Raw genomic sequence first — 22,932 nt, 5'->3', positions numbered from 1 at the left:
TTAACGCGTAGGGTGATAAGAACCCCAGCAGTGGTCAATGAGCCCAGTTCACGACTGAGGCGACAGCACGAAGGGACCGGCGCCGCGCGATGAGCGTGATGAAGCGAATGTCGATGATCTTCAAGTCCAAGGCGAACAAAGCCCTGGACCGCATGGAAGATCCTCGGGAGACCCTCGATTACTCCTACCAGCGTCAGCTGGAGATGCTGCAGAAGGTTCGTCGCGGGGTCGCCGACGTCGCCACCTCGCGCAAGCGTCTCGAACTGCAGATCAACCAGCTCGAGCAGCAGCAGAGCAAGCTGACCGACCAGGGCAAGAAGGCGCTGCAGGTGGGCCGCGAGGACCTCGCCCGCGAGGCGCTGACCCGCCGGGCCGGGCTGGAGAGCCAGCTGAACGACCTGCGCGGCCAGTACCAGCAGCTCCAGGGCGAGGAGGAGAAGCTCACGCTCGCCTCCCAGCGGCTGCAGGCCAAGGTCGACTCCTTCCGCACCCGCAAGGAGACGATCAAGGCGACCTACACCGCCGCCGAGGCGCAGACGAAGATCAACGAGGCGTTCTCCGGCATCTCCGAGGAGATGGGCGACGTCGGCCTGGCGATCCAGCGCGCCGAGGAGAAGACCGACACGATGAAGGCGCGCGCCGGCGCGATCGACGAGCTGCTGGCCTCCGGCGCCCTGGAGGACTTCTCCGGTCCGAAGGACGACATCCAGGCCGAGCTCGACCGGATGGGCTCCGGCCCCGGCGTCGACCTGGAGCTGGAGCAGCTCAAGGCCGAACTGGGCCAGGCCCCCGCGCCCAAGCAGCTGAACCAGGGCAGCCCGAACGCGCAGCCGCAACAGCAGCAGCAGGACACCCCCCAGCAGGCCCCGTGGCCGAACAACCCCGGGGGTGCCCAGTGATCGTCCGCCTCATGGGCGAGGGCCAGCTGGACGTGGCCGAGGAGGACCTGTCCTCGCTCAACGCCCTCGACTCCGAGCTGGAGTCGGCGATCGAGTCGGGCGACGAGACGGCGTTCCGCGCCGCCCTGCACGCCCTGCTGGAGAACGTCCGCAAGGTGGGCAGGCCGCTGCCGGCCGACAGCCTGGAGCCGTCGGAGCTGATCCTGCCGCCGGCCGACGCGCACATCGACGAGGTGCGCTCCATGCTCGGGGACGAGGGGCTCATCCCGGACTGACCCCGCGCACCGGGGGAAGGGGACGTCCCGTGACACGACGCCGCGGGGCCCCGGGTGTGCCGGCCGGTCCGGACAGCCGTTCTGGACACACAGGCACAAAACCCGGGTCTCGTGCGTTGGTACAAATGAATAGAGCAAGACTTGGGGGTGGCCGCATGGCCAGGACGCGCTACGCCTCCGACCGGGGGCTGACATCGCGGATGCTCATGACGATGTTCCTGCTGGGGCTGGTCTACGTCGTCTTCGTGGGGGCTTTCTTCGTCTTCGTGCCGCAGTGGGCGTTCGTCGCCCTCGGCGTCGCAGTGGCGTTCCTGTTCGCCCAGTACTTCTTCTCCGACCGGATGACGCTGTTCGCCATGCACGGCCGCGTCGTCTCGCCGGAGGAGGCGCCGGAACTGCACGGCGTCATCGACCGGATCTGCGCGATGTCGGACGCTCCGAAGCCGAAGGTCGCGATCTCCGACACCGACGTGCCGAACGCGTTCGCCACCGGCCGCAACCAGAAGAAGGCGGTCGTCTGCGTCACCACCGGCCTGCTGCGCCGGCTCGAACCCGTCGAGCTGGAGGGCGTGCTCGCGCACGAGATGGCGCACGTCGCCCACCGCGACGTCGCGGTCATGACGATCGCCTCGTTCCTCGGCATCTGCGCCGGCCTGATCACGCGCTTCGGCCTGCAGTGGGGCCTGTGGGGCGGCTTCTCGCGCCGCAGCAACGACCAGAACACCGGGCTGATCCTGCTCGCCGTCGTCGCGGCCAGCGCGCTCGCCTACGCGGTCAGCTTCCTGCTCACCCGCGCCCTGTCGCGGTACCGCGAGCTGTCCGCCGACCGCGCCGCCGCGCTGCTGACCGGCCGCCCCTCCGCGCTCGCCAGCGCGCTGACGAAGGTCAGCGGCGAGATCGCCCGGATCCCGACCAACGACCTGCGGTCCGCGCAGGCGTTCAACGCGTTCTTCTTCACCCCGGCGTTCGGCCGCGGCGCCAGCGTCGCGACGCTGTTCTCCACCCACCCGCCGCTGGACAAGCGGCTCGCCCAGCTCTCGAAGATCTCCGCCCAGCTCAGCAGGGGAGTCTGATCCCGTGGGTTTCCTGGACACCCTCCTCGGCCGCTCCAAGCCGGCCAAGCCCGACCTCGACCAGATCTTCGGGCTGTCGTCGGCCGCGATCACGCTGGAGGCGGCGACGGGCTTCCGCCCGACGGGCCGCGGCTCGGTGTGCTTTCGCGCGGCCGAGGGCGGCGCGTTCGCGCGGCTGCAGGCCGACGTCCAGGAGCTGCTCGACGCCGACCAGGGCCCCAAGGTGGAGATCAGCAACGACGCCTACGGGTACACCTGGCTGCTCGACACGCACGCCCCCGAGGAGCTGCCCGACCTCGTCACCGACCTGCACGCGGTGAACTCCACGCTGGAGTCCGGCGGGTTCGGCCCGCACCTGCTGTGCTCGCTCGCGGGCTTCCGCGGCCCGGAGGGCCAGCGGCTCGCCCTCGTCTACCTCTACAAGCGCGGCACCTTCTACCCGTTCGCGCCGCTGCCCGGGGACAAGCGCGACAACGCGCTCGAACTCCAGGTGCGCGGCGCGATCGGCGCCGACCTCCCCTTCGAGGAGGACCTCGGCCGCTGGTTCCCCGTCTGGGGCGCCCCCGGCCTGTAGCCGTCCCGTCACCCGCTTCTGCGTCGCACGACGCTGAATCCTCTCCCGCGCCGGTCTACTGTCAGGCCATGACGCCCTCCCGCGACGCGGACGAGCCGAGCCTGACGTGGCGGATGCTCGCCACGACGGGCCTCGTCGCGCTCGTCTACGCGGCCGCCGTGCTGCCCGCGTTCCTCGCCGGACCGGTCTGGGGCGCGGCCGCGGTGGCCGCCGCCGCGGCCGTCGCGGTCTGCTCGGCGCGGGCGGCGGACGGGCTGGTCCTGCGCGCGATGGACGCCCGCCAGGTGACCGCCGCCGAGGAGCCGGAGCTGCACGCGGTCCTCGACCGGCTGTGCATGTCGTCCGGGCTGCCGAGGCCGCGCCTCGCCGTCTCCGCCGTGGCCGCGCCCAACGCCTTCGCCGCGGGCTCGGGCCCCGGCTCGGCGGTCGTGTGCGTCACCGAGGGGCTGCGCGCCCGGCTCGACCCCGCCGAGCTCGCCGCCGTCCTCGCGCACGAGACCGCGCACGTCGCGAACCGGGACGTGCTCGTCGCGGCGGTCGCCTCGTTCCCGAGCCTGGTCGCCGGGCTCTTCCTCGACTGGTGGGCGGGCCTGCTGACCGGCCGCGGCAGGAGCGCCGCGGGACGCGTCGCCGCGCTGCCCGCCGGGGTCGTCCTGCTGCCGCTCGCCGCGGTGGCCGCGGTGCTGTACGCGGCGGGCACGCTGGTGCTGCTCGCGCTGGCGCGGCAGCGCGAGCTGTGCGCCGACGCCACCGGGGCGCTGCTGACCGGGCGGCCCGCCGACCTCGCGACCGCGCTCGACAAGATCACCGATGAGCTGCGCGACGCGTCCCGCGACGACCTGCGGGCGCTGCGTCCGGCCGCGGCGCGCTGCGTGGTCGCGGCGCGCGGCGGCGGCGTGTCCGGGCTGCTGGCCACCCACCCGCCGACGGCGCGGCGCAAGGAGCGGCTGACCGGCCTCTCCTGGCGGCTCGCGAGCGGGGGATGAGCGTGGGCCTCCTGGACGGGCTCCTCGGCAGGCCCGCGCCCGCGCCCGCGTCCGGCACCGGCCGGCTGTTCGGCCTCCCGGCCGCCGCGCCGGTGCTGGAGGCGGCGACCGGCTTCGTCCCGACCGGGGAGGGCGGCGTCTGCCACCGCCTCGTGGAGGGCGGGCCGTTCGGCGCGTTCGGGCGCGCGCAGCGCGAGGTCGAACGGCTGCTGTCGGGGGACGCGGCCCGGCGGACGGGCGTCAGCGCCGATCCGCACGGCTGGGGGTGGATCCAGGTCACGCGCCCGCCGGACGACTTCGAGGCCCTGGTCGCCGACCTGCACCTCATCGAGTCGACGCTCGCGGACGCCGGATACGGGCGCTACCTGCTCTGCTCGGTCGCGGGATTCCGCAGGGGCGCGGAACGCCAGCGGCTCTTCCTGGTCCACGCGCCGGTGCGGGACGCGTTCTACCCGTTCGCGCCGCGCCCGCCGGACGGCCCGGACGGCATCGCCGACGCCGCCTCCCGCGGCCGCAACAACCTCGTCGAGACCCGCACCAGGGACGCGCTCACCGGCACCCTGCCGATCGAGCCGGACAGGGCCCGGTGGTTCCCGGTATGGGACGCCCCCGGCCTGTGACCGGCCGGGCGCGCCCCGCGGGCTCGGCTAGGGCAGGGCGAGCATCTGGTCGAGGGCGGCGCGCGCGTAGTGCGCGGTCTCCGCGTCCACCTCGATGACGTTCTGGACGTCGCCCGCCGCCAGCGACTCCAGCGACAGCACCAGGTGCGGGAGGTCGATGCGGTTCATCGTCGAGCAGTAGCAGACCGTCTTGTCGAGGAACATGACGTTCTTGTCCGGGTGGGCGTTCGCGAGCCGCCGGACGAGGTTCAGCTCGGTGCCGATCGCCCAGGACGAGCCGGGCTCGGCGGCCTCGATCGTCCGGATGATGTACTCGGTGGAGCCGATCTGGTCGGCGGCCGTGACGACCTCGTGGCGGCACTCGGGGTGCACGAGGACGTTCACCCCGGGGACGCGCTCCCTGACCTCGTCCACCGACTCCCTGGTGAACCGGCCGTGCACCGAGCAGTGGCCGCGCCAGAGGATCATCTTGGCGTCGCGCAGCTCCTGGTGGGTGAGCCCGCCCTCGCGCCGGTGCGGGCTGTAGACGACGCAGTCGTCCAGCGAGAAGCCCATCTCCAGGACGGCGGTGTTGCGGCCGAGGTGCTGGTCGGGCAGGAACAGGACCTTCTTGCCCTTGCCGTAGGCCCAGTCCAGGGCGCGCTCGGCGTTGGACGAGGTGCAGACCACGCCGCCGTGCCGCCCGACGAACGCCTTGATGTCGGCGGAGGAGTTCATGTACGTGACCGGGACGACGTCGTCGGCGACGCCGGCGTCCTCGAGGACGTCCCAGCAGTCCTCGACCTGGTCGAAGGTCGCCATGTCGGCCATGGAGCAGCCGGCGCCGAGGTCGGGGAGGATCACCCGCTGGTGGGCGGCGGTCAGGATGTCGGCCGACTCCGCCATGAAGTGCACGCCGCAGAACACGACGTAGGGCGCCTCGGGGCGGGCCGCCGCCTGCTGCGCCAGCTTGAAGGAGTCGCCGGTGACGTCGGCGAACTGGATGACCTCGTCCCGCTGGTAGTGGTGGCCGAGGACGAACACCCGGTCGCCGAGGGACGCCTTGGCGGCGCGGGCGCGCTCGACCAGCGCGGGGTCGGACGCCGGCGGCAGCTCGCCGGGGCAGTCCACGCCGCGTTCGCTGGCGGGGTCGGCGCCGGTGCCGAGCAGGAGCAGCGGAAGGTCGCGTACCGGGGTGGTCATCGGGAGTCTCCCTTCGGCGACGGGACTTATCGTCGCTTTGACGACTAATGATGGCACATCCCGGGGCCGGCGGCGGTGTGACGTAGAACGCACCATGGCGGGGAGTTAAACCCGGCCGATAAGCGGAATGGCCCTGTACCGAGGTACGTTGTCCTACGGGAAGAGGCGCATCACGTCCTCGGACAAGCGACAGCCCGCCGCACCCGCGGCGCAGTGAGACCCGGGAGCTGAACACATGACGGTTTCAGGCGAGACCACGCAGGAGACCACGCAGCAGGGCGTCGTCCTGACCGACGCCGCCGCCGAGAAGGCCAAGGGCCTGCTCGAGCAGGAGGGCCGCGACGACCTTGCGCTGCGTGTCGCCGTGCAGCCGGGCGGCTGCTCCGGCCTGATCTACCAGCTCTTCTTCGACGAGCGGGAGATGGACGGGGACCTGGTGCAGGACTTCGGCGGCCTCAACGTGCGCGTCGACCGGATGAGCGCCCCCTACCTCACCGGCGCCACCATCGACTTCGTTGACTCGATCGAGAAGCAGGGCTTCACGATCGACAACCCGAACGCGTCGGGCTCCTGCGCCTGCGGCGACTCCTTCAACTGAGGAGCCGGCGCGGCCGCGGCGCCGCGCCGAGCGGGCGCGACCCGAGCGGTCGCGTCCGAGTGGAACGTCCCGGAGGGGCGGTCCGGGCCCCGGCCCGGGCCGCCCCTCCGCATGCCCGGCGGCGGGCGTTTTCGCCCCGCCCGCTGGGGCACGGCGACGATCTGTGGTGCGATGGGGAAGTAGTCTTTCGGGGTTCGAAACAGCCGGTGAAACAGCCGGACGACCACGACGAGGAGAGCGACGCCGTGCGCATCGCCGTGACTGGCTCCATTGCGACCGACCATCTGATGACCTTCCCAGGCAGGTTCACCGACCAGCTCCTGCCCGACCAGCTGGACCGGGTGTCGCTGTCCTTCCTGGTGGACGAGCTGGAGATCCGCCGGGGCGGCATCGCCGCCAACATCTGCTTCGGGATGGGCAGCCTCGGCAAGGAGTCGATCCTCGTCGGTTCCGTCGGCGACGACTTCGCCGACTACCGGTCCTGGCTGGAGCGCCACGCCGTGGACACCGCGTCCGTGCACGTCTCGGACGTCCACCACACCGCCCGGTTCCTGTGCACCACCGACCAGGACCAGAACCAGATCGCCACGTTCTACGCGGGCGCGATGAGCGAGGCCCGCTCCATCGAGCTGAAGCCGGTCGCCGACCGCGTCGGCGGGCTCGACCTCGTCGTCATCAGCCCGAACGACCCGGACGCGATGGTCCGGCACACCGACGAGTGCCGCACCCGCGGCATCCCGTTCGCCGCCGACCCGTCCCAGCAGCTCGCCCGCATGGACGGCCCCGAGGTGCGCCGCCTCATCGACGGCGCCGCCTACCTGTTCAGCAACGAGTACGAGAAGGCGCTCGCCGAGGAGAAGACCGGCTGGAGCGGCGCGGAGATCCTGTCCCGCGTCGGCGTCCGCATCACCACCCTCGGCGCCAAGGGCGTCGTCATCGACCGCGAGGGCGAGGAGGGCGTGCACGTCCCCTGCGTCCCGGTCGAGAAGGTCGCCGACCCGACCGGGGTGGGCGACGCGTTCCGCGCCGGCTTCCTGTCGGCGACGGCCTGGAACCTGCCGCTGGAGCGCGCCGCGCAGGTCGGCTGCGCCATCGCCGCGCACGCCCTGGAGGCCGCCGGCCCGCAGGAGTACGCCCTCGCCACGCAGGCGTTCCTCGACCGCTTCAGCGCCGCCTACGGCGCCGAAGCCGCCGCCGACGTCGCGGCCCACCTCACCTGCCCGAACCCGTAGCGCACCGCACACCGGAGGGCCGCGCCGCCCGGCGCGGCCCTCCGGCGCGTCGGCGGGCGCGTCAGTACGTGCGGCGGATGTGGAAGCCCCAGCCGCCCTGCTGGAGGGTCTCCTCGCGGACGAAGTCCTGCGACTTCATCCGGCACCAGGCGGGGACATCGGTGCGGGCGGCGGCGTCGTCGGCGAGGACGGCCACGACCTGCCCGACCGGGACCTCGCGGATCCGCTCGGCGAGCATGATGATCGGGATGGGGCACTTGCGGCCGAGCGCGTCGATGACGAGCACGGGCGGCGGGCCGGCGGGGGCCGGCTCGGGCGCCGGCGCGGCGTCCGCCGGCGGCGTCCCGTTCCTGCCGCGTCCTCGGAACCTCATGGGCGCGACCGCCTCCCCGTCTCGAAGGTGCCGACCGTACGGCGGCCCGTCCCGTCGCGGCTCGTCATGTCGCGGCTCGTCATGTCGCGGCTCGTCATCTCACGGCTCGTCATGTCGCGGCCCTCAGCGTCTCGCGGAGCCGGGCGACGGCGGCGGGCAGCACGCCGAGGAAGCGGTCGACGTCCGCCGCGGCGACGCCGCGCGGCAGCGATACCCGGACGTTCCCATGGGTGAGCACCCCCATCGCCTCCAGCACATGACTGGGACGCAGCGTATCCGCCGTGCACGAGCTCCCGGAGGAAACCGCGAAACCCAGCCGGTCCAGTTCGGTCAGCAGCGCCTCGCCCTCGACGTACAGGCACGAGAAGGTCACCAGGTGCGGCAGCCGCCGGACCGGGTCGCCGACCACCTCCACGTCGGGGACGCTCCGCGCCACCTCCGCGCGGATGCGGTCCACCAGCGCCGAGACCCGCGGCGCGTCCGCCGCCATGTCCGCACGGTACGCCTCCAGCGCGGCCGCCGCCGCCGCGATGGCGGGAACGTTCTCGAACCCGGGGACGCGGCGGCCCTCGCGCTCGTCGTCCGGCAGCGGGGAGCGCCACCGGGTGCCCTTGCGGACGGCGAGCACGCCGACGCCCGCGGGACCGCCCCACTTGTGCGCGCTGCCCGCGAGGAACGACCAGCCGGCCGGGACGTCCGCCCGGCCGAGGGACTGCGCGGCGTCCACGAACAGCGGGACCCGGGCGGCGCGGCACGCCTGCGCCGCCTCGGCGACCGGCTGCACGGTGCCGACCTCGTGGTTGGCCGACTGCAGGCACGCGAGCGCCGTGTCGGGCCGCAGCGCCGCGGCGAACTCGGCCGGGTCGACCCGCCCGCCGCGGTCGACGCCGACGACGGTCACCTCGCCGCCGCCGCGCTCGTGCGCCTCGGCGGCGTGCAGCACGCTGGAGTGCTCCACGGCGCTCACCACGAGGTGGCGCCCGACCCGCCGGCGCGCCTGGAGCCCCCCGAGGACCGCCAGGTGCACCGCCTGGGTGCCCGAGGACGTGAACGACACCTCGTCCGGGCGCGCGCCGAGCACGTCCGCGACACGCGCGCGGGCGCGGTCGAGCAGCAGCCGGGTGGCGCGCGCCGGCCCGTACAGCCGCGCGGGGTCGGCCCAGCCCGCGTCCAGCGCCTCCAGCAGCGCGGCCCGGGCGGCCGGGTGCGGCGCCTCGGTGGACGCGGCGTCGAAGTAGGCGACCCCGGACGGAGCGCCCGCCGTGCTCGTATCGGCCACGCTCAAACACTAACCGGGCACCCGATCGGGGGTTCCGCCGACCCTCGCGCTAGGGTGTCCACCACACGTGTAAACAGTGATCTCACCGCCCGGCCGACCGGGCTTCATCCGTGGGGAAGGCATTCCGTGAGTCCGACCCGCTCTAGGGAGCGGCGTACGCCTGTGCGCAGTCGCCGCGCATTGAAAAGCGCCGGTGCGCTAGGGCTGCTGGCGCTCGCCGCCACCGGCTGCAGTGGTTCCCGGCTGGGCCTGCCCGAGCCGATCAGCGTTCAAGGCGAGCGCATGCTGCACCTGTGGCAGGGCTCCTGGATCGCGGCGTTCGCGGTCGGGGGCGTCGTCTGGGGCCTGATCATCTGGGCGGTGCTCTTCCACCGCAAGCGCTCCGACGACCTGCCGCCGCAGGTCCGCTACAACATGCCGATCGAGATCCTCTATACGGCGGTCCCGTTCGTCATCATCGCGGTCCTGTTCTACTTCACCGCACGCGACGAGAACTTCGTCGAGAAGACCACCGACAATCCCGCGGTGGTCGTCGACGTGACGGCGTACCAGTGGAGCTGGCAGTTCGACTACAAGGAGAACGGCAAGACCGTCGCCACCGTCACCGGCGTGCCGGTGGCCCCCAACGGGCCCGCTCCGGGCAAGCCGGTCATGACGATCCCCGCCGGCAAGACGGTCCGGGTGAAGCTGCACTCCAACGACGTCATCCACTCGTTCTGGGTCCCCGCGCTGATCTACAAGAAGGACGTCATGCCGGGGTACGTCAACGAGTTCGAGTTCACGGCGAACAAGCTCGGCACCTATGAGGGCCGCTGCGCCGAACTCTGCGGCGTGGACCACAGCAGGATGCTGTTCCAGCTGCGCGTCGTGACGCCGGAGCAGTACGACAAGTTCATCGCAGATTCGAAGCAAGCACTGGCCGCGGGAGGTGGGAAGTGACCGCGACGAGTCACGCCCCGAGCGCGCCGATCGCCGCGCCGCGGACGAGCAAGGGGCGCCTCATCGCCTCCTGGATGTCGTCCACCGACCACAAGGTGATCGGCTACCTCTACCTGATCACCTCGTTCTTCATGTTCCTGTTCGGCGGTGTGCTCGCGCTGCTCATCCGCGCCGAGCTGTACGAGCCGGGGCTGCAGGTCGTCAGCAACGAGCAGTACAACCAGCTGTTCACCATGCACGGCACGATCATGCTGCTGATGTTCGCGACGCCGCTGTTCGCGGGCTTCACCAACGTGATCATGCCGCTGCAGATCGGCGCCCCCGACGTGGCGTTCCCGCGGCTGAACATGCTGGCGTACTGGCTGTTCCTGTTCGGCAGCCTGATCGTCATCGCGGGCTTCCTGACCCCGGGCGGCGCGGCCAGCTTCGGATGGTTCGCCTACGCCCCGCTGTCGGACGCGGTCCGCTCGCCGGGCATCGGCGGCGACATGTGGGTGATGGGCCTGGCGATGTCCGGCTTCGGCACCATCATGGGCGCGGTCAACTTCATCACCACGATCCTGTGCATGCGCGCGCCGGGCATGACGATGTTCCGGATGCCGATCTTCACCTGGAACGTCCTGCTGACCTCCATCCTGGTCCTGCTGGCGTTCCCGGTCCTCGCCGCCGCGCTGCTGGCCCTGGAGGCCGACCGCAAGCTGGGCGCGCACATCTTCGACGCCGCGCACGGCGGCGCACTGCTGTGGCAGCACCTGTTCTGGTTCTTCGGGCATCCGGAGGTCTACATCATCGCGTTGCCCTTCTTCGGCATCGTGACGGAGATCCTCCCGGTGTTCAGCCGCAAGCCGGTCTTCGGCTACATCGGCCTGGTCTTCGCGACCATCAGCATCACCGGCCTCTCCATCACGGTGTGGGCGCACCACATGTTCGTGACCGGCCAGGTCCTGCTGCCGTTCTTCTCCTTCATGTCGTTCCTCATCGCCGTGCCCACGGGGGTGAAGTTCTTCAACTGGGTGGGAACCATCTGGCGAGGACAACTGACGTTCGAATCGCCGATGCTGTGGTCGCTGGGCTTCCTGGTGACGTTCCTGTTCGGCGGTCTCACCGGCGTCATCCTGGCCTCCCCGCCGATGGACTTCCAGCTGTCGGACTCCTACTTCGTGGTGGCGCACTTCCACTACGTCGTCTTCGGCACCGTGGTGTTCGCGATGTTCGCGGGCTTCTACTTCTGGTGGCCGAAGTGGACCGGCAAGATGCTCAACGACAGGCTCGGCCACGTGCACTTCTGGCTGCTGTTCATCGGCTTCCACGGCACGTTCCTCGTGCAGCACTGGCTGGGCGCGGCGGGCATGCCGCGCCGGTACGCCGACTACGCCGCCGAGTTCCACGGGCTGAACGAGATCTCGACGATCTTCTCGTTCATCCTCGGCGCCTCGATGCTGCCGTTCTTCTACAACGTCTACATCACGTGGAAGAAGGGCAAGAAGGTCGAGGTCGACGACCCGTGGGGCTACTCCAACTCGCTGGAGTGGGCGACGTCCTGCCCGCCGCCGCGGCACAACTTCAACTCGATTCCGAAGATCCGTTCCGAGCGGCCGGCGTTCGACCTGCACCACCCGCACGTGGGTGCCAAGGGCGAGCTCGCCGGGGCGAAGGGGGAGTAGCGGATGCGCGTCCAGGCGTTCATGTTCTACGGCTGCGCGGTCTTCTTCCTCGCGACCGACGTCGTGTACTGGCTCTGGTCCAAGGACTGGACGGGCACGACGGCGCTCGGCCTCGCGGTCGGCCTCGCCGGGCTGATCGGGTTCTACGTCCACTTCACGATCCGCCGCCTGGAGCGGGCGAACGCGGGCCCGCTGTTCGAGGACGACCCGCAGGGCGAGATCGCGGACGCGGCCGGTGAGCTGGGCTTCTTCAGCCCGCACAGCTGGTGGCCGCTGTGGGTGGCGCTGTCGGCCACCGCGGTGGCGCTCGGCATCGTGTTCGGCTGGTGGCTGGTGATCCTCGGCGTGGCCAGCGCGATCCTCACGACCATCGGTCTGGTGTTCGAGTACTATCGGGGTCATTTCGCCCACTAGTCGGTAAAAGACTCCCATCAGGGGCCGGTGTCCGCTTTTTAGCGGGTACCGGCCCTTTCACATACTGGGCGCCGTTCCAGCCACCGGGCTGGGCAAGGCGGACCGATCGCCCAGGAGGACGACCGGGGGGTCCACATGCGGGTGGGTGGCTCAGGACCGGGGGAGCGGGGCCGGCGAACCGCCGCCGTGCTCGTCGGCGCGAGCGTCGTGGCGGGTGCCGCGGCGTGCTCGGGCGGCGAGCCGGAGGCCGGCGACACGGTACGGCTCGCGGTGTCACCGGTGAGCGGCGGCGGGAAGCTCAAGCCGGACAGCCAGATCGACGTCAGGTCGCACAGCGGCACGATCGAGAACGTCACGGTGACGACGGGGAAGGGCGAGGTCGAGGGGGACCTCAGCGCCGACCGGACGCAGTGGCGGTCGCGCTGGTCGCTGGAACCGGGGAAGACCTACACGGTCGCCGCGACGGCGCTCGGCCGGGACGGCCGGACCCGCACGGTGTCCAGCCAGTTCACCACGGCCGAGGCCGCGAAGACCAACGGCGTGACGGTCGAGGCGCCGTACAACAAGGAGACCGTCGGCGTCGGCATCCCGATCATCATGAACTTCAAGGAGCCGGTGAAGGACCGGGCCGCGGTCGAGCGGGCGCTGGAGGTCACGGCGGACCGGACCGTCGAGGGCGCCTGGCACTGGTTCAGCGACCAGCAGGTCGTGTTCCGCACCAGGCAGTACTGGCCGGCCCACACGAACGTGCGGTTCCGGGCGCACCTGGCCGGCGTCCGCACCGGCGGCGACGTCTACGGCGGCAAGAACTACGCCGTCGACTTCAAGATCGGCGACTCGCACGTGTCCACCGCGGGCGAGGACAACCACAAGATGGTCGTGAAGGTCAACGGCAAGAAGGTCAAGACCATCCCGACCAGCATGGGCCGCGGCGGGTCCCGCATGTACACCACCACCAACGGCGTCCACCTGACGATGGCCAAGGAGGACCCCACCGTCATGACGTCGTCGTGGATGGGCGTCAGCCCTGGAAGCCCCGGCGGCTACAGCCTGACCGTGTACAAGGCCGTGCGCATCTCCAACAGCGGCGAGTACGTGCACAGCGCGCCGTGGTCGGTCGGCTCCCAGGGGAGCGAGAACGTCAGCCACGGCTGCATCAACATCAGCCCGTCCAACGCCAAGTGGTTCTACAACCTCAGCTACCGCGGCGACCCCGTCGAGGTGACGGGCACCAGCCGGAAGCTGGAGCCCGACAACGGCTGGGGCTTCTGGCAGGTCGGCTGGAACGACTGGGTGAAGGGCGGGGCGCTGAAGCGGCCGGTGACGACCGCACCGCGCCCTGATGCGGCGACCCTGTCCGCGCAGCAGGGGCAGGGCGCCCAGCCGAAGGCACCGCACAAGCAGGGCGCCGAGGGCAACTGACGCGCCCTCAGCGGAGCGGCGGCGGAACCGGGACGCGGTTCATCCGGGCCCAGTCGCGGGCCATCGCGATCCGGTCGGGCCCCGCGGGGTGCGTCATCCACAGGACGCGCTCCGCGGCGTCGGGGCTCAGATCGGAGATGTTGCGCACCGACAGTTCGTGCTGCATCGACACGAAGGTCGCCGGGTCGCGGGTGAGCTGGAGGGCGTGCGCGTCCGCGCGGGCCTCGATGTGCCGGCTCACCAGGTTCTGGACGGGGGCCGAGACCTGCGTCCCGGCCGCCACGAGCGCGAGCACCAGCGCGACGGTGCGCGGGTCCGCCGCCGCCCGCCCGCGGGACGCGTCCCCGGGCGGGCCGCCGGGATCGACCCCGGCGCGCCGCAGGAGCCGCGGAGAGGTCATCAGGAGGTACAGCAGGCACAGCGCCCCGGCCACGCCCAGCGCGCCCACCAGCGTCCCCCACAGGACGTCATTGCGCTTCGCGTGGCCGAGCTCGTGCCCGACGATCGACTCGATCCGCGGGCGCGGCGACTTCAGCAGCGTGTCGTACAGGACGATCCGCCGCGTGGAGCCGAACCCGGACACGTAGGCGTTCAGCGACGTCGTCCGGCGTGAGGCGTCGGCGACCAGGACGTCCTTCACCGGGACACCGTCCCGCTGCGCCATGGCGAGCAGGTCGGTGCGCAACTGCCCCTGCGGCAGCGAGTGGAACTTGTTGAACACCGGCTCGACGGCGATCGGGTAGATGAACGACACGAACACCACGAGCGCGAACCCGCCGGCGGCGGCGCCCGTCCACCAGTAGCGCGGGAACCGCCGTACGACCGCGTACAGGAGCAGCAGCGCGACCGTGTAGATGACCCAGCTGACGCCGAGGGACTTCAGCTGGTCGACGAGCCACGCGGACCAGCTCTGCGTCGACAGCCCGTACCGGCGCAGCACCGACTCGTGCCAGATGTCGAACGGCAGCCCTGCCAGGCGCAGCACGGTGATGAGGACCACCGCGGCGAGCGCGATCTTGAGGGGGCGGCGGCGGGTGCGGGCGGTGACCCGGCCGATGAGGCGGGCGCCGAGCGGGGTGAACCCGAGGGCCAGCACCACCGCGAGCCCCACCAGCAGCCCCGCGTAGGCGGGCGGGTTCACGGCCGAGTCGAACGCCCTGGACCGGGCGATCTCGGCGGGGGAGAAGTCGAGCGCCGGGTCGGCCTTCACATGCCCGCCCGGGACGTGCCCCGGCAGCGGGTTCCACGGCGTGGTCAGCGCCAGCACGGCCGCCACGGCCGCGAACAGCACCCCGGCGGCAACGGCGGCGGCGACCCGAGGCCGCCGCATCCCCGCGCCGTCGTTCTCGGCCGGGTCTCCATCAGCTCGGCCCCCACCCACCCCAGCCTCGCCCACGCCCTCCGACCCGCTTCGCTCAGTCGTGTTCTTTGTGGGGGGACGACCCCCCACACCCCCCGACTCGCTCCGCTCAGTCGTGTTCTTTGTGGGGGGACGACCCCCCACGCCCCCCGCATCGCTCCGCTCAGTCGTGTTCTTTGTGGGGGGACGACCCCCCACGCCCCCCGACTCGCTCCGCTCACTCATGCGAGCTCCTTCTTCACGTATTCGCGCCACAGGGCGGTGAAGCGGTCCCGGCCGAGGCCGAGCACGTCGCGCAGCGCGGCGGCCTCCGGGACGCGTCCGGCGGCCCGGTAGAGCCGCACGAGCGTCGCCTCACCGTACCGGTCGGCGACCATCCGGCACGCGAGCCAGGACTCCTGGTACGCCTGGGACAGGCGCGGGGAGCCGCCCGCGAAGGCGGCCGCCGCGGGCAGCGCGGCCGGGAGCCGCCCGGCGGCGACCTCGCGGCGCAGCTCGCCGGCCGCCGACCGGACGCTGATCTTGACGCGCCGGTAGCCGACGTAGTCGGCGAAGCCCTCGATGAGCCACAGCGGGGTCCGCCGGTCGCGGGCGCCGCCGGTGGCGACATGGGTCAGCTCGTGCGTGAGGACGACGTCGCGCCCGAGGCCGTTGAGGCGGCCGAAGGTGCCGGGGGAGACGATGACGCGGTCCTCGCCGCGGCCGGTGCCGCCCGCCGGCGCGACGGTGGCGAGCGCGGCGATCTCGCCGAGGCTCTGCCCCGGGCCCGCGAGCGCGGACGCCAGGCCCGCGTCGGCGGGGACCAGCGCGACGACCCGCTGCGCCCAGCCGCGGCCGACGACGCCGGTCACGACCGGCACGGCGGCGTCCAGGCGCGCGGCGATGCCGTCGAGGCCGGTGGTGTCGCCGATGACGAGGCTGCCGCGGCCCTTGACCACGGTCAGGGGCCCGCCGTCCCAGATCTCGGCGTCGTCGGTGAGGCCGCGGGACGTCCCGTCCCCGGCGATCGTCCAGGTGCCGGAGCCGGGGGCCATCGCGAGGTAGCGGGTGCGGGCGACGTGGCCCTTGTCGAAGCCCCGCAGCCGGTAGCGCACCTCGACGCGCAGGACGGCGCCGTCCTCGGACGCGGCCTGGACGTCGACGGCGCGTTCCTCCCAGCCTTCGAGGGGCAGCCTGCGGAGGTTGTCGTACATGCGGGACTGGGCGTCCTGGAACGTCTCGGGCGCGTCCCCGACGGTGGCGAGGAAGGCGAAGCGGTCGCCGGTCCGCACGGCCCGGGCGCGGTTGGCGAGGACGGTCCCGGCGGCGTCGAGGCTGAAGGGCCCGGCCGCGCGCGACGCGCCGTCCCGGGCGGCGCGGGCCTGCGGCGCCGCGCCGGCGCCGGCCCGCGCGCCGAGGAGCCCGGCGCCGCCCGCGAGCAGCGCGGCGGTCCCGCCCGCGCCGAGGACCAGGGCCCTGCGCCGCGTGACGGGACCGCCGTGCCGCGGGCCGTCCCGCTCGGGGGCGTCCCGCTCCGGATCGTCCTGGTCCCGAGCGTCCTCCATGCGCGCGATCCTATGCAGCCCGCGCCGCCGGGGAGGCCGTCACGACTTGTAGTCGGGGTATCCGTAGCCGACGATGTCGGCGGCGGAGCGCACCTTGACCTTGACGGCGTTGCCGGTGTTGCCCTCGACGGTCTGGACGGTGCCGTCGCCGACCTTCTTGATCACCATGCCGACGTGCCGGATGTCGGTGACCTTCTTGCCGCCGTCCCAGGCGAAGAAGACGATCGCGCCCGGCTTGGGCTCGGTGCCCCAGCGGCCGTGCTCCTGGAACCAGCGGGCGTGGGCGACCGTCCAGGCGTCGCTGCCGATCTGGTCGGTGAAGCCGATCTGCTCGCCGACCCAGGAGACGAACATGTCGCACCAGTTCGCGTCGCTGTAGCCGCCGAGCGAGCCGCCGTCGCGCGCGAGGGTCTGCTGCGCGCGGGAGGTGCTCATGTACCACTGCTGGAACTTGGTCTCGCCGCCGTCGTCCTCCTTCACGCCCACCTGGGACCGGGCGAGCGCGATGGCCTGATCGGCGGTGGGCCGCGAGGCCGCGGCCTGCGGTCCGGCGGCGGCCGGCTCCGGCTCGCCCTTCGCGGTCTTGCCGGGGGACGGCGCGGACGGCTTCGGCGTCTTGGCGGCCTTGCCGCTGCGCCCGCCCTTGGAGGCGTCCTTGGACGAGTTTCCGGACGAGCCCTTGTCCGCCTTCTTGGCGACGGCGGCGTCGGCCGCCGTGGTCGCCGCCGGGGCGGAGCCGAACGGCAGGACGGACGCCTGGGCGGTCACCGCGGCGGTGCCGAGTACGGCGGCGCCGACGAGGACGCCGCCGGTCGTCCGCCAGGGGAGGGACAGGGGGCGCGCCTTGCGGTGCTTGCCCGGGATCTTCTTGCGATGTGCGCCTGGCACGGGGGGTCTCCTCGACTTCCATGCCGCCTACCGGGTTAGCTGACGGGTTCGGGCGTGGAAGCCGCCCTACGGCCGCCCTTGGGCAGGCCGATTCACCCCGATGTGATGGGACTGGATGGGTCCCCGGCTCCGCGGACGGCGCGCCGGCGCGGCCGCGGACTCGGCGGTGACGTGCCCGCCATCGGGCACGCCGGTTCGGATGGGGAGCGCTCGGCGGGCGGGGCCCGCGGAGCGCAGGGGGTCCGGGCGTGGCCGCATGATGGGCGGCCACGCCCAGGTAACGCTGCGGAATCTCTCCTTCGCTCTTCCAGACGCCTACCGGGTTAGCTGACGGGTTCGGGCGAGGAAGCTGGCCCTACGGCGGGCTCCACCGGAACGGGGCCGGGAGAGACGCACCGATTCACCCCGGGTGCCGGAATGCCCGTCCGGGAGGACTCCCGGACTCCGGCGATGTGGTTCCCCGGTTCCGCGCTGCGGCGGATTCGGCGCTGCCGCTGCGCTCCTGGGGGCGAGATGGGGCCCGGCGCGGGACCTGTCTCCCGCGTGCGAACGAGCGGCGCCTGATGTTGTGCACGGACGACCGTCCCGTTGAAGGGGGGACGTCCGGGGAGGCTGACCCGGATGGACCGCCGTGGCCGCGCTCTCAGCGCCATGCCGCTGCGGGCGTGCGCACGGTGGGCCGGGCCGGCCGCGGTCCGCGTGCGGACCGCTGCGGCACCCTGAGGGCGCCGCGGGGACGGCGCGTGGGCCGTGCCGTCCCGAGGGGGTGCGGCGCGTGGCTCGCGCCGCCGTCACGCGGCGGACTGATGCGCCGCGTGGGGCCGCGGCGCCTGGTGGGCGTCGCGTGACCACGGCGTCTGGAGGGCGCCGTGAGTGAGGACAACGTACCAAAGCCCCAAGAGAAGGCAAACCCCCCCAAAATTAACAACGGACCAGGTCAACCCTGGTCCGTTGTCGGGGGGAGCCGTTCCGCGCCCCTGTGGCGGGGCGCGGCGGGACGCGTCAGGGGCGTCCGGCGCCGTAGTAGTTGCTCAGGTAGTAGCCCGAGGTGATGCTGACGACCTCGACGTTCTTGCCGGTGCGCGGGGCGTGGATCATCTTGCCGCCGCCCACGTACAGGCCGACGTGGCCGAGGCTGCTGAAGAAGACCAGGTCGCCCGGCTGCAGGTCGCTCTTGGCCACCCGCTTGGTGGCGGCGTACTGCGAGTTGGTGGTGCGGGTGATGCTGACGCCCGCCGCGGCCCACGCCTTCATGGTCAGGCCCGAGCAGTCGTAGGAGCCCGGGCCCTCGGCGCCGTACTGGTACGGCTTGCCGAGCTGGGCGTAGGCGAAGTCGAGCGCCGCGCGCGGGGCGCCGCTCGCCGGGCCGGTGTAGGTGCCGCCGGTCGGCCCGCCGCCGGAGGACGACGACGAGCCGCCGCCGAGCCGCCGGACCAGCGCCTTCTGCTTCTCGACCTGCTTGTCGAGCTCGACCTTCTTCTTCTTCAGCTCCGCCTGCTTCTGCTTCACCTCGTCGTAGGCGGCCTTGGCCTGCGACTGCTCGCGGCGGAGCCGCTGCGCGGTGGCGAGGAACTGGGTGAGCTGGGAGCTGCGCTCGTGCGACAGGTGGGAGAAGACGGCCGCCTGGTCGAGGATCGACTGCGGGTCCTTGCTGCCCACGAAGCCCGTCACGTCCGTGGAGTCGCCGTTCTTGTAGGCGGCGGCCGCCATCTGGGCGATCTTGGAGCGCTGCTGCTCGAAGGTGGCCTGCTCCTCCTTGCTCGCCTTGGTCGCCGCGTCGTACTTCTTCTTGGCGACCTTGAGCTTCTCCCGGTTCTGGTTGTACTTCTCGACTTCCTGGTCGAACTGCTCGCTCAGCTTGTCGAGCTTCTTCTGGGCCTGGGCCTTGGTCGGCCTGGGGTCGGCGTGCGCCACCACCGGGGGGGAGACCAGGGCGGCGGTCACGGTCAGGCAGGCGGCGGCCGCCAGGCGGCGGGAGGCGCCTCTGCTCGCGGGGCCGCCCCTCCGGTCACGCTCGCGTGCCGGTGCCCCGATGAGATCTTTGGCCACGGTCGGATTCGCCCCTCTCGTCCACGACGTCAGCGGACGACATTAGCGAGGGGCAACAACCGTCACAACCGATTCGTCACTCTTTGATGGAGATCGACGGGCTACGTCCACTTTCCGTGAGGGGCAGGTCACGGATTGCGACCCGTCCCTTATCGCGGCCTTAAACCGTCCTTAACCGGTGGCGCCCGGTCAGGACCGGCCGAGCCGGCGCAGCAGCAGCGTGGACGGGCACGGCCGGGCGTCGGCGCGCCGCGCCGCGTCGGCGACCTCGCGGTCCGAGGACACCACCACCACGGGACGGCCCGGCGGCTCCGCCTGCACCAGCTCGCCGATCAGCTCGTCCGCGGTCTGCCCGGGGGCGCTGAACTTCACCCGGACGCCGCGCGGCGCCGCGATCGCCACCGGCGCGTCCAGCTCCGCGCCGTCGAACACGCAGGTCACCTCGGCGCGGGTCTGCGCGGCCAGCCCGCCGAGCCCGGACACGAGCCGGCTGCGCTGGTCCGACAGCGGCAGCTCCCCGTAGCCGGTCTTCGTGACGTTGTAGCCGTCCACGATCAGGTGCACCTGCGGCAGCGCCAGCAGCCGGTCGAGCAGCTGCGGGTCGCTGTCGGACAGGGCCCGGCCCGGCAGCGTGCGGTGCGCGAGCCGGTCCGGCTCCAGCCCGCCGACCACGTCCGCCGGCCGGACGATCGTCGCGGGCAGCGCCAGCTCCCGCCGGACGCCCTGCGCCGCGTCCACGAGCGTGTCGAGCAGCATCCGCAGCCGGACGTCGTCGACGTTGCGCCCCTCCCTCGCGGCCCTCTTGGCGGCCTCCGCGGCCGTCTCCGCCCGCTCGGCACGGGCGCGCAGCTTGCGCACCTCCTTCTCCGCCGCGGCGGTCGACTCCCCGGCCGCGGCCAGCCGCCGCTCGGCGTCCGCCACGACCGTGTCCGCGCGCTCCTCCGCCGCCCGGTACCGGGTCCGGGCGTCGTGCAGCTTGCGGCGCAGCTCGGCCACCTCGGCCTTGACCTCGCGCAGCTCCGCGCGCAGCTTCTCGTGCTCGGCGGAGCGCGCGGAGCGCGCGGCGGCCAGCTCCTCCTTCAGCGCCGCGACGCGCCGCTCGGCCGCCTCCTCCTCCGACGCGCTCGCGGAGCGCTCCAGCTCGGCGCGAGCCGCGTCGACGAGCCCCGTCCAGCCGGCGGGCCGCAGCAGGTACGCCAGCACCGCGACCCGGACCGGGTCGGCGGCGGGCGGCACCCGCCCCGCCTCGACCTCCCCGACCAGGTCGGCCTGCGCCTCCCGCAGCGGCTCGGCGACCCGGCCGCGGAACGCGGCGTCCTTCTCCAGCACCGCCGCGATGTGCTGCCCCGCGAGCTTGGCGCGCTTGCGGCGCTCGAACCGCGCGAACCGGCGCAGCGGCACCGGGACCTCGTCGGCGGGCAGCGTCCCGATCAGCTCGGCGGCGGCCTCGACCACCGACTGCCGGACCGGTTCGGGGAGGGGCCTGCCCAGCTTCTCGTCGGACTCCGCGCAGCCGGGGGTCGCTTCGGGGCCGCTGTCGATGATCCCGCTCCTTCCGGGCTACGCCGCCGGTGGGCTCTGTCTTCCCTGCCGCCCCGCGTCCTAACCGGCGCCGACCAGGGCGGACGCGCGAACGGACGGGGCGCGCCGGGCTCCCCCGAGCCGTCCCCCGCGGCCCCCGCCCGGCGGGACGTGCCGGCGCCCCCCAACCCTAGCGGCCCCGGCTTCTGTCGGTGGGGTCCTCTACGGTCGCGCACATGACGGCTGCGCACGGTGTTGAGGGAGTGCAGGGGACGCTTGACGACCTCGGCACGCCGCTCGCCGAGGTCACCTTCGTGGTGGTCGACCTGGAGACGACGGGCGGCTCGGCCGCCGACTCGGCCATCACCGAGATCGGCGCGGTGAAGGTGCGCGGCGGCGAGGAACTCGGCGACTTCGGCACGCTGGTCGACCCCGGCGGGCCCGTCCCGCCGTTCATCACCGCGCTCACCGGCATCACCACGGCGATGGTCACGGCCGCGCCGCGCATCGAGTCGGTGCTGCCCGCGTTCCTGGAGTTCGCGCGCGGCTGCGTGCTCGTCGCGCACAACGCCCCCTTCGACATCGGCTTCCTGAAGACCGCCTGCGCCGCGAACGGGTACGCCTGGCCCGCCTTCCCCGTCGTCGACACCGTCGACCTGGCGCGCCGCGTCCTGTCCAAGGACGAGGTGCCCAACTGCAAGCTCGGCACCCTCGCCCGCTTCTTCCGGACGTCCAACGAGCCGACGCACCGCGCCCTCGCCGACGCCCGCGCCACCACGGAGGTCCTGCACGGCCTCATCGAGCGGCTCGGCTCGTTCGGCGTCACCTCGCTGGAGGAGATGCGCGGCTTCGCCAAGGCGCCCACCCCCGAGCAGCGCCGCAAGCGGCACCTCGCCGACGACGTGCCCAGCACCCCCGGCGTCTACCTGTTCGAAGACGCCGCGGGCGAGGTGCTCTACGTCGGCAAGAGCGGCGACCTGCGCTCCCGGGTCCGCAGCTACTTCACCGGCTCGGAGACGCGCTGGCGCGTCCGCGAGATGGTCGGCCTCGCCGAGAACGTCCGCACGATCGTGTGCGCCACCGGCCTGGAGGCCGAAGTCCGCGAACTGCGGCTGATCGCCGAGCACAAACCGCGCTACAACCGCCGCTCGAAGTTCCCCGAGCGGGCCATCTGGCTGAAACTGACCGTGGAACCCTTCCCGCGGCTGTCGATCGTCCGGGAATGCCGCGCCGACGGCGCCCGCTACCTCGGGCCGATCTCGTCCCGGCGGCAGGCCGAAGAGGCCCGCGCTGCCCTCCACGAGGCCGTCCCGCTGCGCCAGTGCACCCAGCGGCTGACGCTCCGGCTGATCGAGCGCGGCAAGGCCCGCGCGTGCGCGCTCGCCGAGATCGGGCGCTGCGGCGCGCCCTGCGACGGCCGCGAGTCCCCCGACGCCTACGCCGTCCACGCCGGGACGGCCCGCGCCGTCATGGAGGGCGACGTCCGCCCCGTGATGGCCGCCGCCCAGGTCCGCATCGACCGGCTCGCGTCCGAACTGCGCTACGAGGAGGCCGCCGCGCAGCGCGACCGGCTCGCCGCGTTCGTCCGGGCCGCCGCGCGAGGCCAGCGGCTCGCCGCCCTGTCCCGGCTGCCGGAGCTCGTGGCGGCCCGGCCCGCCTTCGACGGCGGCTGGGAGCTCTCGGTGGTGCGCTACGGCCGGCTCGCCGCCGCCGGCACCGTCCCGCCGCGCGCCCACCCCCGCCCGTACGTGGACGCGCTCATCGCCACCGCCGAAACCGTGTTCCCGCCCTCCGGCGAGGCGCCCGGCGGCGTCCCCCTCGGCGCGCCCCCCTCCGCGGGCGCCACCGCCGAGGAGATGGAGTGCGTGCTGCGATGGCTCGACCTGCCCGGCGTCCGGCTCGTCGAGGTCGACGGCCCGTGGACGTGCCCCGTGCACGGCGCCGAGGGCCTGCGCGAATGGATCGACAAGGCCTACGAACGACCCTACGAGCGGCCCGAGACGTCCCGCTCGCGCCCCGGCCGCCCACTAAGGTGACCCT

At 72.8% G+C, this 22,932-nt stretch carries 21 protein-coding genes and 2 riboswitches; of the genes, 13 read left to right on the top strand and 8 right to left on the bottom strand.

Annotated features, from left to right (window positions below; genetic code table 11):
- Positions 1-89 precede the first annotated feature (89 nt).
- The 6 genes from ACGFI1_RS02600 to pspAB (ACGFI1_RS02575) all read left to right on the top strand — a co-directional run bounded on the left by ACGFI1_RS02600 (position 90) and on the right by pspAB (ACGFI1_RS02575) (position 4,427).
- On the top strand, positions 90-899 hold the full coding sequence (locus ACGFI1_RS02600) for a PspA/IM30 family protein (RefSeq protein WP_138639257.1): 810 nt from the start codon (positions 90-92) through the stop codon (positions 897-899).
- On the top strand, positions 896-1,174 hold the full coding sequence (gene pspAA, locus ACGFI1_RS02595) for a PspA-associated protein PspAA (protein ID WP_301177290.1): 279 nt from the start codon (positions 896-898) through the stop codon (positions 1,172-1,174). Before ACGFI1_RS02600 ends, pspAA begins: the two co-directional genes overlap by 4 nt.
- Positions 1,175-1,329: 155 nt before the next feature.
- The gene (gene htpX / locus ACGFI1_RS02590) at positions 1,330-2,247 is read left to right on the top strand and encodes a zinc metalloprotease HtpX (RefSeq protein ID WP_138639259.1); all 918 of its coding nucleotides are present in this window, start codon (positions 1,330-1,332) and stop codon (positions 2,245-2,247) included.
- Between the two features lie 4 nt (positions 2,248-2,251).
- Positions 2,252-2,821 carry a PspA-associated protein PspAB gene (gene pspAB, locus ACGFI1_RS02585; RefSeq protein ID WP_138639260.1) on the top strand — a complete coding sequence of 190 codons (570 nt, stop codon included), beginning with the start codon at positions 2,252-2,254 and terminating at the stop codon, positions 2,819-2,821.
- Positions 2,822-2,889: 68 nt separating this feature from the next.
- Positions 2,890-3,807, top strand: a complete 918-nt coding sequence (locus ACGFI1_RS02580) for a M48 family metalloprotease (protein WP_392782211.1) — start codon at positions 2,890-2,892, stop codon at positions 3,805-3,807.
- Positions 3,804-4,427 carry a PspA-associated protein PspAB gene (gene pspAB, locus ACGFI1_RS02575; protein ID WP_386869000.1) on the top strand — a complete coding sequence of 208 codons (624 nt, stop codon included), beginning with the start codon at positions 3,804-3,806 and terminating at the stop codon, positions 4,425-4,427. The genes ACGFI1_RS02580 and pspAB (ACGFI1_RS02575) overlap by 4 nt, the downstream gene beginning before the upstream one ends.
- A gap of 27 nt (positions 4,428-4,454) precedes the next feature.
- Here pspAB (ACGFI1_RS02575) and nadA read toward each other — a convergent pair whose 3' ends face one another.
- Positions 4,455-5,609, bottom strand: a complete 1,155-nt coding sequence (gene nadA, locus ACGFI1_RS02570; RefSeq protein WP_392782207.1) for a quinolinate synthase NadA — start codon at positions 5,607-5,609, stop codon at positions 4,455-4,457.
- 235 nt (positions 5,610-5,844) lie between these two features.
- Here nadA and ACGFI1_RS02565 point away from each other — a divergent pair, with 235 nt between their 5' ends.
- Both ACGFI1_RS02565 and ACGFI1_RS02560 read left to right on the top strand, forming a co-directional pair.
- Positions 5,845-6,207: a HesB/IscA family protein gene (locus ACGFI1_RS02565; protein ID WP_089324013.1), complete on the top strand. Its 363-nt coding sequence runs from the start codon at positions 5,845-5,847 to the stop codon at positions 6,205-6,207.
- 245 nt (positions 6,208-6,452) lie between these two features.
- On the top strand, positions 6,453-7,439 hold the full coding sequence (locus tag ACGFI1_RS02560) for a carbohydrate kinase family protein (RefSeq protein ID WP_386869078.1): 987 nt from the start codon (positions 6,453-6,455) through the stop codon (positions 7,437-7,439).
- Between the two features lie 61 nt (positions 7,440-7,500).
- Here ACGFI1_RS02560 and ACGFI1_RS02555 read toward each other — a convergent pair whose 3' ends face one another.
- Positions 7,501-7,812, bottom strand: a complete 312-nt coding sequence (locus ACGFI1_RS02555) for a sulfurtransferase TusA family protein (RefSeq protein WP_138639263.1) — start codon at positions 7,810-7,812, stop codon at positions 7,501-7,503.
- Positions 7,813-7,921: 109 nt separating this feature from the next.
- Positions 7,922-9,091, bottom strand: coding sequence for a cysteine desulfurase family protein (locus tag ACGFI1_RS02550; protein ID WP_301177296.1), 1,170 nt, complete (start codon positions 9,089-9,091; stop codon positions 7,922-7,924).
- 162 nt (positions 9,092-9,253) lie between these two features.
- Here ACGFI1_RS02550 and ctaC point away from each other — a divergent pair, with 162 nt between their 5' ends.
- The 4 genes from ctaC to ACGFI1_RS02530 all read left to right on the top strand — a co-directional run bounded on the left by ctaC (position 9,254) and on the right by ACGFI1_RS02530 (position 13,530).
- Positions 9,254-10,030 carry an aa3-type cytochrome oxidase subunit II gene (gene ctaC, locus ACGFI1_RS02545; protein WP_392782204.1) on the top strand — a complete coding sequence of 259 codons (777 nt, stop codon included), beginning with the start codon at positions 9,254-9,256 and terminating at the stop codon, positions 10,028-10,030.
- Positions 10,027-11,694: an aa3-type cytochrome oxidase subunit I gene (gene ctaD / locus ACGFI1_RS02540; protein WP_386868990.1), complete on the top strand. Its 1,668-nt coding sequence runs from the start codon at positions 10,027-10,029 to the stop codon at positions 11,692-11,694. The genes ctaC and ctaD overlap by 4 nt, the downstream gene beginning before the upstream one ends.
- Positions 11,695-11,697: 3 nt before the next feature.
- Positions 11,698-12,108: a cytochrome c oxidase subunit 4 gene (locus tag ACGFI1_RS02535; protein ID WP_138639267.1), complete on the top strand. Its 411-nt coding sequence runs from the start codon at positions 11,698-11,700 to the stop codon at positions 12,106-12,108.
- A gap of 135 nt (positions 12,109-12,243) precedes the next feature.
- The gene (locus ACGFI1_RS02530; protein ID WP_386868987.1) at positions 12,244-13,530 is read left to right on the top strand and encodes a L,D-transpeptidase; all 1,287 of its coding nucleotides are present in this window, start codon (positions 12,244-12,246) and stop codon (positions 13,528-13,530) included.
- Between the two features lie 7 nt (positions 13,531-13,537).
- Here ACGFI1_RS02530 and ACGFI1_RS02525 read toward each other — a convergent pair whose 3' ends face one another.
- The 5 genes from ACGFI1_RS02525 to ACGFI1_RS02505 form a co-directional block, all read right to left on the bottom strand.
- The gene (locus ACGFI1_RS02525) at positions 13,538-14,860 is read right to left on the bottom strand and encodes a M48 family metallopeptidase (RefSeq protein WP_392782199.1); all 1,323 of its coding nucleotides are present in this window, start codon (positions 14,858-14,860) and stop codon (positions 13,538-13,540) included.
- A 251-nt stretch (positions 14,861-15,111) separates the two neighbouring features.
- Positions 15,112-16,434, bottom strand: a complete 1,323-nt coding sequence (locus tag ACGFI1_RS02520) for a hypothetical protein (protein ID WP_392782196.1) — start codon at positions 16,432-16,434, stop codon at positions 15,112-15,114.
- A 39-nt stretch (positions 16,435-16,473) separates the two neighbouring features.
- Complete coding sequence (locus ACGFI1_RS02515) at positions 16,474-17,322, bottom strand: CHAP domain-containing protein (RefSeq protein ID WP_392782193.1); 849 nt, start codon at positions 17,320-17,322, stop codon at positions 16,474-16,476.
- Between the two features lie 16 nt (positions 17,323-17,338).
- A riboswitch (cyclic di-AMP (ydaO/yuaA leader) is annotated at positions 17,339-17,463 on the bottom strand.
- Positions 17,464-17,619: 156 nt separating this feature from the next.
- A riboswitch (cyclic di-AMP (ydaO/yuaA leader) is annotated at positions 17,620-17,820 on the bottom strand.
- 504 nt (positions 17,821-18,324) lie between these two features.
- Positions 18,325-19,371, bottom strand: coding sequence for a C40 family peptidase (locus ACGFI1_RS02510; RefSeq protein WP_392782189.1), 1,047 nt, complete (start codon positions 19,369-19,371; stop codon positions 18,325-18,327).
- 189 nt (positions 19,372-19,560) lie between these two features.
- Positions 19,561-20,826, bottom strand: a complete 1,266-nt coding sequence (locus tag ACGFI1_RS02505) for an NYN domain-containing protein (protein WP_392782186.1) — start codon at positions 20,824-20,826, stop codon at positions 19,561-19,563.
- Positions 20,827-21,128: 302 nt separating this feature from the next.
- Between ACGFI1_RS02505 and ACGFI1_RS02500 the strand changes: the two genes are divergently transcribed.
- Positions 21,129-22,928, top strand: a complete 1,800-nt coding sequence (locus ACGFI1_RS02500; protein WP_301178106.1) for a DEDD exonuclease domain-containing protein — start codon at positions 21,129-21,131, stop codon at positions 22,926-22,928.
- Positions 22,929-22,932 lie beyond the last annotated feature (4 nt).

The sequence above is a fragment of the Actinomadura geliboluensis genome, assembly GCF_043197915.1.
Lineage (GTDB): Bacteria > Actinomycetota > Actinomycetes > Streptosporangiales > Streptosporangiaceae > Spirillospora > Spirillospora geliboluensis.
This window is presented reverse-complemented; position numbering and strand designations above follow the sequence as displayed.